This is a genomic window from Microbacterium sp. nov. GSS16 (assembly GCF_028198145.1).
Lineage (GTDB): Bacteria > Actinomycetota > Actinomycetes > Actinomycetales > Microbacteriaceae > Microbacterium.
Genome location: NZ_CP116338.1, coordinates 2,475,869 through 2,490,342, shown reverse-complemented (window position 1 = coordinate 2,490,342; position 14,474 = coordinate 2,475,869). Strand labels below are relative to the sequence as shown.

Annotated in this window: 13 protein-coding genes; 12 read left to right on the top strand and 1 reads right to left on the bottom strand. The window is 69.6% G+C overall.

Annotation, left to right across the window (positions count from 1 at the left end):
• The first annotated feature begins 13 nt into the window (after positions 1-13).
• From PGB26_RS11840 to serA, 3 genes are all read left to right on the top strand, one after another.
• Positions 14-550, top strand: coding sequence for a DNA polymerase III subunit gamma/tau (locus PGB26_RS11840; RefSeq protein WP_271637821.1), 537 nt, complete (start codon positions 14-16; stop codon positions 548-550).
• Positions 547-894: a hypothetical protein gene (locus tag PGB26_RS11835; protein WP_271637820.1), complete on the top strand. Its 348-nt coding sequence runs from the start codon at positions 547-549 to the stop codon at positions 892-894. The genes PGB26_RS11840 and PGB26_RS11835 overlap by 4 nt, the downstream gene beginning before the upstream one ends.
• Before the next feature lie 141 nt (positions 895-1,035).
• Positions 1,036-2,655 (top strand): phosphoglycerate dehydrogenase, encoded by a 1,620-nt coding sequence (gene serA / locus PGB26_RS11830; protein ID WP_271637818.1) that lies wholly within the window; start codon positions 1,036-1,038, stop codon positions 2,653-2,655.
• 203 nt (positions 2,656-2,858) lie between these two features.
• On the opposite strand, the gene PGB26_RS11825 is transcribed toward serA, so the two are convergent.
• The gene (locus PGB26_RS11825; protein ID WP_271637816.1) at positions 2,859-3,428 is read right to left on the bottom strand and encodes a TetR/AcrR family transcriptional regulator; all 570 of its coding nucleotides are present in this window, start codon (positions 3,426-3,428) and stop codon (positions 2,859-2,861) included.
• An 82-nt stretch (positions 3,429-3,510) separates the two neighbouring features.
• On the opposite strand from PGB26_RS11825, the gene PGB26_RS11820 reads away from it, so the two are divergent.
• The 9 genes from PGB26_RS11820 to PGB26_RS11780 all read left to right on the top strand — a co-directional run bounded on the left by PGB26_RS11820 (position 3,511) and on the right by PGB26_RS11780 (position 14,469).
• A complete protein-coding gene (locus PGB26_RS11820; protein WP_271637815.1) occupies positions 3,511-5,040 on the top strand; it encodes an MFS transporter in 1,530 nt (509 codons plus the stop codon).
• A 92-nt stretch (positions 5,041-5,132) separates the two neighbouring features.
• A complete protein-coding gene (locus PGB26_RS11815) occupies positions 5,133-6,182 on the top strand; it encodes a 3-isopropylmalate dehydrogenase (RefSeq protein WP_271637813.1) in 1,050 nt (349 codons plus the stop codon).
• 47 nt (positions 6,183-6,229) lie between these two features.
• Positions 6,230-7,333, top strand: a complete 1,104-nt coding sequence (locus PGB26_RS11810; protein ID WP_271637812.1) for a branched-chain amino acid aminotransferase — start codon at positions 6,230-6,232, stop codon at positions 7,331-7,333.
• Between the two features lie 195 nt (positions 7,334-7,528).
• Positions 7,529-8,509 (top strand): type IV toxin-antitoxin system AbiEi family antitoxin domain-containing protein, encoded by a 981-nt coding sequence (locus PGB26_RS11805; protein ID WP_271637811.1) that lies wholly within the window; start codon positions 7,529-7,531, stop codon positions 8,507-8,509.
• Positions 8,510-8,762: 253 nt separating this feature from the next.
• Complete coding sequence (locus tag PGB26_RS11800; RefSeq protein WP_271637810.1) at positions 8,763-9,539, top strand: fumarylacetoacetate hydrolase family protein; 777 nt, start codon at positions 8,763-8,765, stop codon at positions 9,537-9,539.
• Positions 9,540-9,544: 5 nt separating this feature from the next.
• On the top strand, positions 9,545-10,798 hold the full coding sequence (locus PGB26_RS11795; RefSeq protein WP_271637809.1) for an MFS transporter: 1,254 nt from the start codon (positions 9,545-9,547) through the stop codon (positions 10,796-10,798).
• 34 nt (positions 10,799-10,832) lie between these two features.
• Positions 10,833-11,591, top strand: a complete 759-nt coding sequence (locus PGB26_RS11790; protein WP_271637808.1) for a class I SAM-dependent methyltransferase — start codon at positions 10,833-10,835, stop codon at positions 11,589-11,591.
• 62 nt (positions 11,592-11,653) lie between these two features.
• Positions 11,654-13,159, top strand: a complete 1,506-nt coding sequence (gltX, locus tag PGB26_RS11785) for a glutamate--tRNA ligase (RefSeq protein WP_271637807.1) — start codon at positions 11,654-11,656, stop codon at positions 13,157-13,159.
• Positions 13,156-14,469 carry a threonine/serine exporter family protein gene (locus tag PGB26_RS11780; protein WP_271637805.1) on the top strand — a complete coding sequence of 438 codons (1,314 nt, stop codon included), beginning with the start codon at positions 13,156-13,158 and terminating at the stop codon, positions 14,467-14,469. The genes gltX and PGB26_RS11780 overlap by 4 nt, the downstream gene beginning before the upstream one ends.
• The last annotated feature ends 5 nt before the right edge of the window (positions 14,470-14,474 follow it).

The following is a 14,474-nucleotide window of genomic DNA, read 5'->3' as shown; positions in this document are numbered from 1 at the left end:
GTACGCTGGAGAGATGAATTCCGATCCCGAGGATGACGCTCTCAGCTGGGAGGGCGACGACGCGCTCGAGGCGCGCCGACCCCACCCGCGCCGCGAACAGGACCGCGATGTCGCATCCCGTCGTCCCGCGGACCGCCGATCAGCCGATCAGGGATTTGCAGAAGCGGCCGTCGCCCCCGCGAGCGGGCATCCCGACGCACCCACGACGGTCGACTCCGTCCGCGGGGCCGACGTCGAGGACGAGTCGCAGGGCATCGGCACGGCGACGCTCGTGCTGCTCGGGATCCTCGGCGGCGTCTACCTGCTCTACACGATCGGCTGGGCGATCGGGGGAGTGGGGATGCAGGCGAAGGCGATGTTCATGCTCCCGGCTCCGCTGTATCTCGCAAGCATGTGGATCGCCGTGCTCGCGCCTGCGCTCTGGTTCACCGCCACGATCCTGCTCACCCGCGGAGTCAGGGACTGGGTGCGCATCAGCGCCCTGGTGGTCGGCGCCGCACTGCTCGTGCCCTGGCCGTTCGTCGTCGCCGGCGGAGGGGGAGTGCTGTGAGCGAGAACACTCCGACCGCCGCCCCCACGGCATCGCGGCTCGTCAGCGCGGCGCGCGGGTTCGCGACCGGCATCCTGGGTCTGGCTTACGCATTCGTCATCTGGAATGCCACCTTCTATCTGATCGAGATGGCGCAGGCCGGCATCAGCGGGTACGGCTGGACCCTGCTGGTGATGCCGGTGATCGTGCCGATGATCGTGTTCGCGATTGCGCTGCTGGTCACGCGCCGCCGCCCGCTCGGCGTGTTCATCGTCGCGATGCTGGCCGGGCTCGGCCTCAGCGCGGTGTTCTGGCTCGACACGCTGAGCTTCGCGCTGCGCAACGGCGGGTCGCTGCTGAGCTGACCGTCCGCGATCGTGCCGCTGACTCGGGCCGTCACACGGTCGGGGGCGCCGGCGGCGCTGAGGTAAAGTTTGTCGCGATTGCGCCCCGACGGCGTGCGGCGCATCGGCTGACCATCGCTCGTCCTGCCCCGAAGGATACCTGTGCCGAACAACACCGCCACCAAGCCCGTCGTCCTGCTCGCGGAGGTGCTCTCGCCCGCGACGATCGAGGCGCTCGGGCCCGACTTCGACGTTCGCGAGGTCGATGGAACCGATCGTGAGGCGCTGTTCGCGGCCCTCGCCGACGCCGACGCGGTGCTCGTGCGCTCCGCCACGCGCATCGACGCCGAGGCGCTCACGCATGCACCAAAGCTGAAGGTCGTCGCCCGGGCCGGCGTCGGTCTCGACAACGTCGACATCAAGGCCGCGACCGCCGCGGGCGTCATGGTCGTCAACGCGCCGACGTCGAACATCGTCTCGGCCGCAGAGCTCACCGTCGGGCACATCCTGAGCCTGGCCCGTCGCATCCCCGCTGCGCACGCGTCCCTGTCGAGCGGCGCATGGAAGCGCACCTCGTTCACCGGAGCCGAGCTGTTCGAGAAGACCGTGGGCATCATCGGCCTCGGCCGGATCGGCGCACTCGTCGCGGCGCGACTGAACGCCTTCGACATGCGCGTCATCGCCTACGACCCCTACGTCACCAGCGCTCGCGCGCAGCAGCTCGGGGTGCAGCTCGTCACGCTCGACGAGCTCGTCGCCGAGTCGGACTTCATCACCATCCACATGCCGAAGACGCCCGAGACGACCGGCATGATCGCGGCCGAGCAGTTCGCCTCCATGAAGCCGACCGCGTTCGTGGTCAACGTCGCGCGCGGCGGTCTGATCGACGAGGCCGACCTGCACGAGGCGCTCGTCGCCGGCGAGATCGCCGGCGCCGGACTGGACGTGTTCACCTCCGAGCCCCCCGCCGAGGGCAGCACCGCCCAGGCGCTGCTGGGTCTGCCCAACGTCGTCGTCACCCCGCACCTCGGTGCGAGCACCGACGAGGCGCAGGAGAAGGCCGGCGTCTCCGTCGCGCGCTCGGTGCGCCTCGCGCTCGGCGGCGACCTGGTGCCCGACGCCGTCAACGTCGCCGGTGGCGTCATCGACCCGTACGTGCGTCCGGGCATCCCTCTCGTCGAGAAGCTCGGCCAGATCTTCTCCGCGCTCGCGCAGGCGCCGATCACCAGTCTCGACGTCGAGGTGCACGGTGAGCTGAACAACTACGACGTCAGCGTGCTGCGCCTCGCCGCGCTCAAGGGCGTGTTCACGAACATCGTCAGCGAGACGGTGTCGTACGTGAACGCGCCGCTGCTCGCCGAGCAGCGAGGCATCGCCGTGCGCCTGCTGCAGGATGAGATCAGCGAGGAGTACCGCAACGTCATCACCCTGCGCGGGGCTCTCTCCGACGGGTCGCAGCTGGCGGTGTCCGGCACGCTCACCGGGCCGAAGCAGATCGAGAAGCTCGTGTCGATCAACGAGCACGCGATCGAGCTGCCGATCGAGAAGCACCACGTCGTGATGTTGTACACAGACCGCCCCGGAATCGTCGCTGTCTACGGCCAGAAGTTCGGCGACGCCGGCATCAACATCGCCGGGATGCAGATCGCACGAGAGGCGGCCGGTGCCCAGGCGCTCAGCGTGCTGACCCTGGACTCGCCCGTCGCCGAGGAGCTGCTCGAGGACGTCAGCGCGGCGATCGACGCGGATCTGTTCCGTCAGATCGAGATCGCCGAGGTCTGATAGCTCTCACATGCCTCCTCGCTTCTGGTGCGAGGAGGCACGTGCCGGTGATGCGGCGCTCACAGCCGGCATGTGGCTCCCGGCTCAACCCGGGCGGGGTGGGGTCGGCTGAGGCGAGGAGCCGGATGCCGGTTATGGACCCCGCGTAGGCGACATCTGGCTCCCGGACAGGCGCAGCCGTGCCAGGTGACACGGAGCCCCAGTCAGCTCGCGGTCGGGGTCGTCGCGTTCACCACCAGGTCGATCAGTCGCTCGAGCGCGGCGCCCGCGGGCACGAACTCGCTCAGCGTGCTCTGGTCGTCGCCGGGCTCGGCGAGCGAGTTGTTGAAGTACAGCCCGTCGCTGAGCAGCATGACCAGATCGAGTGCCGTCTCGTCGCGTACGTGCGGACGGATCGCATCCGCCCACCGGGTGCGCACCTCGCGCAGGGCATCGGATGCCGTCGCCGAGCCGCCCTGTGCGAGCCGCGTCATGGCGATGAGCGTGCGGTCGAGCGCGTCGTCTTCCATGACCGAGGTGCGCACGTAGTAGGCGATCGGCCCCTCCGCCGCGGCCGACATGCGGTGCAGGTCGTCATCGGTCAGCGCGGCCAGCCGGGCGACGAGTCCGGCGGTCAGGTCTTCCTTCGCGGCGAAGTGATAGAGGAGCCCGCCCTTCGAGACCCCGGCCTCGCGCGCCACCGCCTCGAGAGTGGCGGCTCGCTCGCCCTCGGCGATGAGAATGCTCTGATATGCGTCGAGTACGCGTTCGCGAGCAAGCGGGGGACGGGACATCGGCTACTCCTGACGATCGGGATCCTGTGTTACTGTACCAGCCGGACGGTTTAGAAACTGGCGAAGCAGAAGAGGTGCAGGAATGTCCGTCACAGCCCCGACCCGGCTGACCCACGACGAGGGTGCGCGCGTCGGTGCACGAGGGTGGGCCGCGCTGGCCGTGCTCATGCTGCCCGTGCTGCTGGTGTCGGTCGACAACACCGTGCTCAGCTTCGCGCTGCCCGAGATCTCGCTCGCTCTTCGTCCCACCGGTGCCGAGCAGCTCTGGGTGATCGACGTCTACTCCCTGGTGCTCGCGGGCCTGCTCGTCACCATGGGCGTCATGGGCGATCGGTTCGGTCGGCGACGGATGCTCTTCATCGGCGCCACCGGCTTCGCCGTCGTGTCCGCGCTGGCGGCGTTCGCGCCGACGGCCGGCCTGCTCATCGCCGCACGGGCGGCCCTGGGCTTCTTCGGCGCCATGCTCATGCCATCGACCCTGTCGCTGCTGCGCTCGATCTTCCCGAACCGCGACCAGCGCCGCCTGGCCATCGCCATCTGGGCATCGGGCTTCTCGGCAGGATCGGCGCTGGGGCCGGTCGTTGGGGGATTCCTACTCGAGCATTTCGCGTGGGGCTCGGTGTTCCTCATCGCGGTGCCCATGCTCGTGCCGCTGCTCATCGGCGGCTATTGGCTGCTGCCGGAGAGCCGCGACCCGAACCCAGGACGCATCGACCCGCTCGGGATCGCCCTGTCGATGGCCGCGATGATCCCCATCGTCTACGCGATCAAGTCGTTCGCCGTCGACGGACCGACGATCGTCGCCGCGCTGCTCGTCGTCGTGGGCCTGGTGATGGGGTGGCTGTTCGTGCGTCGCCAGCTGCGCGTCGAGACGCCCATGCTCGACATGAGCCTGTTCCGTCGCGGCGGCTTCAGCGGTGCGATCCTCGTGAACCTGCTCAGCGTGATCGCGCTCGTCGGATTCCTCTACTTCGTGCCTCAGCAGCTGCAGCTCGTGCTCGGGCTCTCGCCGATGGTCGCCGGTCTCGCCCTGGTGCCCGGCATGGCCGCCATGATCGTCGCCGGCCTGAGCGTGGTGCCCATCTCGCGCCGTGTGCCACCGCACATCGTCGTTCCCGCAGGGCTGCTGCTGTCGGTCGGGGGATACCTCATCGTCGCGTTCACCGCCCAGTGGAACAGCGTCGCCTGGCTGATCCTGGCATTCGTGGTGCTGGGCATCGGAATCGGCGCCGCCGAGACCATCTCGAACGAGCTCATCCTCGCTCACGCTCCGGCAGAGAAGGCGGGCGCCGCGAGCGCCGTCTCCGAGACCGCATACGAGCTCGGCGCGGTGCTCGGCACGGCTGTGCTGGGCGGGATCATCACGGCCTTCTACCGCGGCGCGCTCACGATCCCGGACGGCGTGTCCGGGACGGCCGCCGCCCAGGCACGCGAGACTCTCGCCGGCGCGTACGCGGCCGCGCAGGATCTGCCGAGCGGCCAGGCGGATGCCCTGTGGCAGGCCGCCGCGCACGCCTTCGACTCCGGCATCGTGACAACCTCTCTCATCGGCGCGCTGCTCGTCGCATCCGCCATCGTCGTCGCCGCGACCACACTGCGTCCGACGCGCTGACATCCGGCGTGAGCGGTGCCAGGGCGCCGCTACGCTGGAGACAGAGTCCGCGGCGACCCGCGCTGCGGACGAGCAGGGCCCCAAGGAGACTCATGTCGCGCGTCGTGAAGCTGGCCGTCATCCCGGGTGACGGCATCGGACGAGAGGTCATCGCCGAGGCCGAGCGGGTGCTCGATGCGGTCACCGCAGACGGCGACGTGACATTCGAGAAGACGTCGTTTTCGCTGGGTGCCGATCGCTACCTCGCCACCGGCGACACTCTCACCGACGACGACCTGCAGGCGATCCGCTCGCACGATGCGATCCTGCTGGGCGCCGTGGGCGGCATGCCAGGTGACGAACGCCTGAAAGACGCGAACATCGAGCGCGGCCTGCTGCTGAAGCTGCGCTTCGAACTCGACCACTACGTGAACCTGCGTCCCTCGAAGCTGTTCTCCGGGGCATCCGGGCCGCTGGCAAACCCCGGCGAGATCGACTTCGTCGTCGTGCGCGAGGGCACCGAGGGGCCGTACGTCGGCAACGGCGGGGCGATCCGCAAGGGAACCCCGCACGAGGTCGCGAACGAGACGAGCGTCAACACCGCATTCGGCGTCGAGCGCCTGGTCCGCTACGCCTTCGAGCTCGCCGAGCGGAGGCGCCGAAAGCTCACCCTGGTGCACAAGACGAATGTGCTCGTGCACGCAGGCGCGATCTGGCGGCGCATCGTCGATCAGGTCGCATCCGAGCATCCTGACGTCTCCGTCGACTACCTGCACGTCGACGCCGCCACCATCTTCCTCGTGACCGATCCGGCGCGATTCGACGTGATCGTCACCGACAACCTGTTCGGCGACATCCTCACCGACCTCGCCGGTGCCGTCACGGGCGGCATCGGCCTGGCAGCCTCGGGCAACATCAACCCCGAAGGCGCCTTCCCCTCGATGTTCGAGCCGGTGCACGGTTCGGCTCCCGACATCGCGGGGCAGCAGAAGGCCGATCCGACCGCAGCGATCCTGTCGGTCGCCCTGCTGCTCGACCACCTCGGCCTGCGCGACGAATCCGCGCGGGTGCAGCGGGCGGTCGAAGCAGACATCGCCGGCCGGGGCGCCGCGCGCACCACGGCCGAGACGGGCGACGCGATCATCGCCCGGCTGCAGGCGTAACCTGAGAGCACGCGCGCATCGCCGCCGCATCCCGACAAAGGACAGACATGACCGACACCGCCACCACAGCCAGCTCCGACACCGCTGAGCTCACGTTCGCCGTGACGAAGAATCTCGCCGCCAAGAGCCCGGCACAGCGTGAGGAGATCCTGCAGAACCCGGGCTTCGGCACGAACTTCACCGACCACATGGTCGACATCTGCTGGTCGGAGAAGGGCGGCTGGCACCGGCCGCGCGTGCAGCCGTACGGCCCGATCTCACTCGACCCGGCCGCCGCAGTGCTGCACTACGGGCAGGAGATCTTCGAGGGCATCAAGGCGTACCGCCATGCCGACGGTGGCGTGTACACGTTCCGCCCCGACCGCAATGCCGAGCGCCTGCGCCGCAGCGCCCGCCGTCTCGCCCTGCCCGAGCTGCCCACCGAGTACTTCGTGCAGTCGATCCGCGAGCTCATCGCCGTCGACGGAGCCTGGGTGCCGTCTGGAGTCGACCAGAGCCTGTACCTGCGGCCGTTCATGTTCGCGAAGGAGGCGTTCCTCGGGGTGCGCCCCGCGAAGAAGGTGGCGTACTACCTGATCGCCTCGCCCGCAGGCGCCTACTTCACCGGTGGCGTGAAGCCGGTGCGCATCTGGCTGTCGAAGACGTACGCCCGCGCGGGCAAGGGCGGCACGGGTGCGGCCAAGACCGGCGGCAACTACGCCTCCAGCCTGCGGCCGCAGGCCGAAGCCTCGGCGAAGGGCTGCGACCAGGTCGTCTTCCTCGATCAGGACGGCAATGTCGAAGAGCTCGGCGGCATGAACATCGTCTTCGTGTACAAGGACGGCCGGGTCGTGACGCCGCAGTCCGACAGCATCCTCGAGGGCATCACCCGCGACTCGCTGCTGCAGCTCGCGGAAGACCGGGGGCTGACGGTCGAGCGCCGTGCGGTCTCGCTCGACGAGTGGCGCCAGGGTGTGGCATCCGGTGACATCGTCGAGGTGTTCGCCTGCGGCACCGCCGCCGTCGTCACCCCGATCGGCTCCCTCGTCTCGGACGACTTCGAAGACGAGCAGCCACTCGGCGACCTAGCCCTTTCGCTGCGCGAGGAGCTGACCGACATCCAGTACGGCCGGCGCGAAGACAAGCACGGCTGGCTCGTCCGGGTCGACTGACCTGGGCCTCTCTGCCGTTTTTCGCCGACACCCCTACCTGCTGCCGACACCCCTAGGTGCGGCCGTCCGCAGGTAGGGGTGTCGTCCTTTTGTAGGGGTGTCGCGGGGTACGGACTCGTTCTGCACAGGCAGGGTTCAGCGATCTTGCCTGTGGAGGGCCGGAATGTGCCCGGTCCGGCGGATCAGGATGTCGGAATGCGCCGACGTCTCGAGATCTCTCAGGCCAGGAAGCTGCTGCTGAGCAGAGAGCAGCTTCTGGCGGCTGGCTTACCTGTTCGGCGACTGCGCCAGGACGTCGCTGCGGGGCGACTGATCAGGCTGCATCGCGGTGCCTATGTCCGCGCGGGCGACTGGTCCACTCTGTGGTGGGAGGGCCGGCATCTGCTGAAGGTGCTGGCGGTGCGCGCAACCAGTCCCGGAACGGGGCCCCTGTTCAGTCATACGTCCGCAGCGGTCATCTGGGGCCTGCCGCTGTACCGCATGGGCGACAAGCCGGTGCAGATCGTCGTCGACGGACGACGGCACAGTCGGGTGATCGCCGGGGTCATCCGGCGGGACATGCGGCTGGCGGCTGACGAGGTGGCGGAGCTCGATGGCCTTCGGCTGACATCGCCGGCCCGCACTGCACTAGACGTCGCGCGGACGGGAACGTTCGAGATGGCCGTCGGCTGTGCCGATGCGGCACTTCGGCAGGTGTCGGTCACCGGCCAGCAGCGGGATGCCGACGCGGACGCGGAATGGCGAGCGGATGTCCTGAAACGGGCAGGCATCGGGCTCCGAGGCGTGCGGCAGGCACGGTGCGTCATCGAGTTCGCCGACGGCCGCGCTCAGCTGCCAGGCGAGAGTGTGAGTAGAGTCCGCCTGCACCAGCTCGGGTTCTCGCAATATGACCTGCAGATCCCGGTCACCGGGTCGCAGGGCGACCAGTACTGGGTCGATTTCGCATTCCTGCGTTCCCGCACCTTCGGCGAGTTCGATGGTGAGGGCAAGTACACCGACGCGACTCTGCGGAGCGCGCCTGACGCACACACGGCAGTGCTGGCGGAGAAGCGGCGTGAGGACGACATCCGCGGCGTGACCGGGTGGCGATTCGCTCGCTGGGGATACGAACACATCAGGACGCCGGATGCCCTCGGCGCGCGCCTCGCGGCATTCGGCGTCCGTCCACCCGGCTGAGCGCTCTTGCCTTCTGCTCGCTGCTCACGCTCCCGCCTCCAGCCGCCGGTCGCGCGGCCGCCGACACCCCCACCTACTGTCGACACTCCTACGTACGGTCGCCCGTAGCTGGGGGTGTCGGCAAGAAGTAGGGGTTTCGACGCAATTGATGGGAGGCGGGGCGGAGGGCCGGCGGGGGAGAGGGCGTGGCGGGGCAGAGGGCGGGCGGGGCGGAGGACCGGCGGGGGAGGGACGGCGGGGATAGGCTGACGGGGTGAAGATCGCGCGTTTCAGTCACAACGACGGCATCCGGTACGGCATCCTCGACGATGACGAGATCGTCGTGCTCGACGGCGACCCCATGTTCGCCGGCTACGAGCCGACGGGGGAGCGCGTGCCGGTCGGCGACGTCGCACTGCTCGCCCCGGTGATCCCACGCTCGAAGGTCGTCTGCGTGGGGCGCAACTACCACGACCACGCGGCGGAGTTCGGCAACGTCGCGCCGGAGGAGCCGCTGCTCTTCCTCAAGCCGAACACCGCGGTCATCGGCCCGGGCGACAGCATCGTGCGCCCCGCGATCTCGGAGCGCACCGAGTTCGAGGGCGAGCTCGTCGCTGTCATCGGCCGCATCGCCAAGAACGTCAGTGCCGCGGATGCCCTGGACTACGTCTTCGGTTACACGATCGGCAACGACGTGACCGCCCGCGATCTGCAGCGCAAGGACGGGCAGTGGACCCGCGGCAAGGGGTTCGACACCTTCTGCCCGCTCGGGCCGATCATCGAGACCGAGTTCGACGCGGCCGGCGCCAGGCTCGAGACCCGTGTGAACGGCGAGACCCGCCAGCAGGCTCCGCTGACCGACATGATCCACTCGGTCGCCGACATCATCGCCTACGCCTCTGCGGTCTTCACCCTGCTGCCCGGGGATGTGATCATGACCGGGACACCCGCGGGCGTCGGCGAGATCGTGGCAGGAGACATCGTCGAGATCGAGATCAGCGGACTGGGCGTGCTGCGCAACCTCGTGCGCGACGCCGCCCCCGCCGCGTGAGTGCGGTGAGCACGCCGCCGATCGAGGATCTGCCCGCCGTCCAGAGGCGCACCGTCGGCGTGCTCGCCGCCGGGCAGGTGCTCGGCGGCATCGCATTCGGCGCCACGGTCTCGCTCGGCGCGCTGCTCGCCGCCGACCTCTCCGGCGATGACGCGCTGTCGGGGCTCGCGACCGCATCGGTCACCCTGGGAGCCGCCGCCTTCGCCATCCCGCTGTCCCGGTTCGCGGCGCGCCGCGGCCGGAGGATGTCGCTGACTGCAGGCAACCTGCTGGCCCTCATCGGCATCGGCATCGTGATCACCTCTGCCGCGCTGCGCTTCTTCCCGCTGCTGCTGGTCGGCATCATCATGATCGGGATGGGCAACGCCGGCAATCTGCAGTCGCGCTTCGCCGCCACCGACCTCGCCTCGCCCGCACACCGCGGGCGTGATCTGTCGATCGTCGTCTGGTCGACCACCGTGGGCGGCGTGACCGGGCCTCTGCTGCTGCCGCTGGGCGAAGAGGTCGGCGCCCGGATCGGGATGCCGCCGCTGACCGGCTCGTACCTCTTCTCGCTCATCGCGCAAGCAGCGGCGCTCGTGCTGTATGTCGTCGCGTTGCGTCCTGACCCGCTGCTGACCGCCATGACGGTGGCGAGATCCTCGGCGAAGGGCGCCGTGCTCGGCGCGGACATCGACCGACCGGTCGTCGCGCGCTACGCGATCTTCGCCGTCTCCGGCTCGCACGCCGTGATGGCGTCGGTCATGGCGATGACGCCGATCCATCTGAAGCACATGGCGCACGGCGGCGGACACGGATCGACGCAGGATGTGACACTGCTGGTCGGTGTCACGATCGCGCTGCACGTCGCAGGCATGTACGGCCTGTCACCGCTGTTCGGCATCCTCGCCGATCGGTGGGGGCGCATCCGGGTCGTGCTGCTCGGGCAGGCCGTGCTCACCGCCTCGCTGCTCACCGCGATGATCGCCGGCGATCATCCGGCGGGTGTGATGGTCGCGCTGATCCTGCTCGGCCTGGGCTGGAGCGCCGCGACCGTTGCCGGGGCGGCGCTGCTGACCGAATCGTCGACCGTGCTCATGCGCCCGAGGCGTCAGGGCGTCAGCGACTCGCTGATGAGCCTCACGGCGGCCGTCGGCGCCGCAGGCGCGGGTATCGTGCTCACCCAGTTCGGCTACGGCGGCCTCGCCACGGTCGCGCTGGTGCTCGTGATCGCCATCATCGCCCTCTCGCCGTTGGGCCGCATCCGCGAGACGGCATGATCGGCGAGTGCGGCATGATCCGGGATGGTGCGGCGTGAGCTGGGCGGGCACGGGCGAGGCGTTCGCCGCCTCGTACGCCGCGCTGTGCGCGGGCACGGGTGAACGGCTGCGGGAGATCGCCGGGCCTGCTCGCGGCCGCGCGCTGCTCGACGTCGGCGCGGGAGACGGCACCCTCGCCGCGGCATGGGCGGATGCCGGCTGGCGGGTCACCGCAGCCGAGCCCGAGCCCAGCATGCGAGAGGTCGCCCGCGCCCGGCATCCGAAGCTGCCCATCGTCAGCCACGCGCTACCGCATCTCCCGTTCGACGACGGCCGGTTCGACGCGGTCACGGCGAACTTCGTGCTGAACCACGTTCCCGACCCGCGAGCTGCGGCCACCGAGCTGCGACGGGTGTCCCGCGACCTCGTGATCGTCACGACCTGGTCGGCGGCACCGACTGCGCTGTGGCGCGAGGTCACCGCGCGCGCCGGCCTCGCTCCGGCATCCCCGGCACGACTCGACCCCGACAAGGACTTCGAGCGCACCGCCGACGGCCTGCGACGGATGCTGACGGAGGCGGGGTGGCACCCCGAGGTCACTGAGCTCACGTGGACGTGGCACGTCGAGCCGGAGGCGCTCTGGCAGTCGGTCACCGGGGGAGTGGCCGGTGCGGGTGCGTTCTACGCGACGCTGGCAGACGCCGATCGCGCGCGGTTCCGCACGGCGTTCGACGACCTGACCGCAGATCGCACCGACGGCGGACGGATGCCGATGACGCAGACCGCAGCGATCGCCGTCGAGCACGTCCACTGATCGCAGTGCGGTGTCGGGGCGCGCCGGGGTCGGGCATCCGCCCCGGATAGAATCGAGGGGATATGGCTACCGTGCATCCCCTCACCACCACCGCGACCGGATCCGACATCCGCGTGCGCTTCTGCCCCTCGCCGACCGGCCTGCCGCACGTCGGCATGGTGCGCACGGCGCTGTACAACTGGGCGTACGCGCGCCACAACGGTGGCAAGCTGATCTTCCGCATCGAAGACACCGACGCCGCGCGCGACAGCGAGGAGAGCTTCCGCCAGCTGGTCGACGCGCTCACCTGGATGAAGATCGACTGGGATGAAGGGGTCGAGGTCGGCGGTCCGCACGCGCCGTACCGCCAGTCCGAGCGGCACGACATCTACCGCGGCGTCATCGAGAAGCTGCTGGCGACCGGCGCGCTCTACGAGAGCTACTCGACGGCGGAGGAGATCGACGCGCGCAACGAGGCCAACGGCCGCGCGAAGCAGTTGGGCTACGACAACTTCGACCGCGACCTCACCGACGAGCAGAAGGCCGCCTTCCGCGCCGAGGGCCGTCAGCCGGCGCTTCGGCTGCGCGTGCCCGACGAGGATCTCACCTACGTCGACCTCATCCGCGGCGAGGTGACGTTCCCCGCAGGATCGTTCCCCGACTTCGTCGTCGTGCGCCCCAACGGCGTGCCGCTGTACACGTTCGTGAACCCCGTGGACGACGCGCTGATGGGAATCACCCACGTGCTGCGCGGCGAAGACCTCATGCCGTCGACCGCTCGCCAGCTCGCGCTGTACGACGCCCTGATCGAGGCCGGCGTCACCACCTTCGTGCCGCGCTTCGCGCACATGCCGCTCGTGCTCGGCGAGACGGGCAACAAGAAGCTGTCCAAGCGCGATCCGCAGGCCGACCTGTTCCTGCACCGCGAGCGCGGCTTCATCCACGAGGGCCTGCTGAACTACCTGGCGCTTCTCGGCTGGTCGATCGCGGCCGATCGCGACGTGTTCTCGCTCGACGAGTTCATCGCCGCGTTCGACATCGCCGACGTCAACCCGAACCCGGCCCGCTTCGACCAGAAGAAGGCCGAGTCGATCAACGGCGACCACATCCGGATGCTGGATGAGAAGGACTTCGCCGAGCGGATGCTGCCCTATCTCGCCGCGGCCGACGTGTTCGGCGGCGAGCCGACCCACGAGCAGATCGTTCTTGCGTTCCGCGCGGCGCCGCTCGTGCAGGAGCGCATGCAGCTGCTGGGCGAGTCCGCCGGCATGCTCGGCTTCCTGTTCACCGACGACGTCTCGTACGAGGCCGATGCGCTGAAGGGCCTGCCGGCGAACGCCGCCGAGGTGCTCGAGGCGTGCGCCGCGGCTCTCGAGCCGGTCGAGGACTTCACCCCGGATGCCATCCAGACGGCGCTCTCGGCGAAGCTCGTCGACGAGCTCGGGCTGAAGCCCCGCATCGCGTACGGCCCCCCGCGCGTCGCTCTGACGGGTCGGCGCGTCTCGCCGCCGCTGTTCGAGTCGATGGAGCTGCTGGGCAAGGGCGAGTCGCTGCGTCGTCTGCGCATGCTCGCCGACTTCCTGGCGTGAGTCGTCTGGCGCCGGATGCCGTGATGCCGGCCGCCGAGACGGATGTGATCCTCGGCGATCTCGGCGTGCTGCTTCTCGAATGCGGCACCTCGGTGACCGATGTGCGGGGATCTCTCGAGCAGGTGAGCCGTCGCGCGGCGCCCGAGACGACCCTCGAGTTCGCGATCCTGCCGGAGATGGTCATGGTCAGCAGGCCCGGTGCGGCGTCGGCGACCACGACGGTGATCGGCAAGGGCGAGGCGCTGACGTTCCGTCAGTCCGCTCGCGCGAGCAGGCTGGTGCGCGACCTCGAGATGGGGGCGGTGCCGCTGGCATCCGCTCCCGCGCGCATGGCGGCGATCCGCGCGACGCCCCGCCGGATGCCGGGCGCGCAGAGCGTCATCGGCTGCGGACTGCTCTCGGCGGCGCTGGCGGTGCTGTTCCGCTGCCCGTGGTGGGCGGCGGCGCTCGCGCTGCTGGTCGGACTGCTCGTCGGCGGGCTCACCCTGCTGATGATGCGGGTGCGCGCAGCGGCGGCGGTCGCGCCCTTCGTGTCGTCGTTCCTGTCGACTCTGCTCGTCGGCCTGGTCGCCAATGCCCTGGAGCTCGGGCCGGTGCCCCTGTTCGCGGTGTGCGCGCCGGTCGCGATCCTCGTTCCGGGCGCGCTGATCACGAACGCGCTGCTCGAGCTGACCTCGACGGACATCGTGACGGGCGCATCACGGCTCATGTACGGACTGATCATGCTGGCGTTCATGGCAGCAGGTCTGTACTCGGGTGCCGCGCTGACGGGCCTGCGCGTCGATTCGGCCTCGGCCGCACTGGTCGGCGAGGCCGTGCACCTCGCGAACGAGAGTGGGGGATGGGATGCCCTGCCGCCGCTGTGGACTGCATGGCCTGCCGTCATCGTCCTCGCCGTCGGCATCGGTCTGGCGTTCGGATCCGGCTTCCGGCTCACGTTCGTGTGCATCGCGGCGATGACCGGCACCTACGCGGTGCTCGCGTTCTTCAGTCAGCAGGTGGGCAGCGTCGTTGCGACCGGGATCGCCGCGGCGGTGCTGTTCGTCGCCGCCCGCGTGCTCGAGCGCGTGATGCTGGCCGTGCCCGCCACCGTGTCGTTCCAGCCGGCGTTCCTGCTGCTCGTGCCCGGCACGGTCGGTCTGGTGTCGCTGGCGAGTTTCGACGCGCAGGCGCTGGCGTCGGCACCGATGATGTTCCTCAGCCTGTGCATCGGCACGAAGGTCGGCGCTCTGCTGGCGGATCTCGCGCGCATCACCCGCTCGACGGTGTTCCTGCGGTGGACGAAGCCGGCCCGCATGGGGGAGCTGTGATGGCG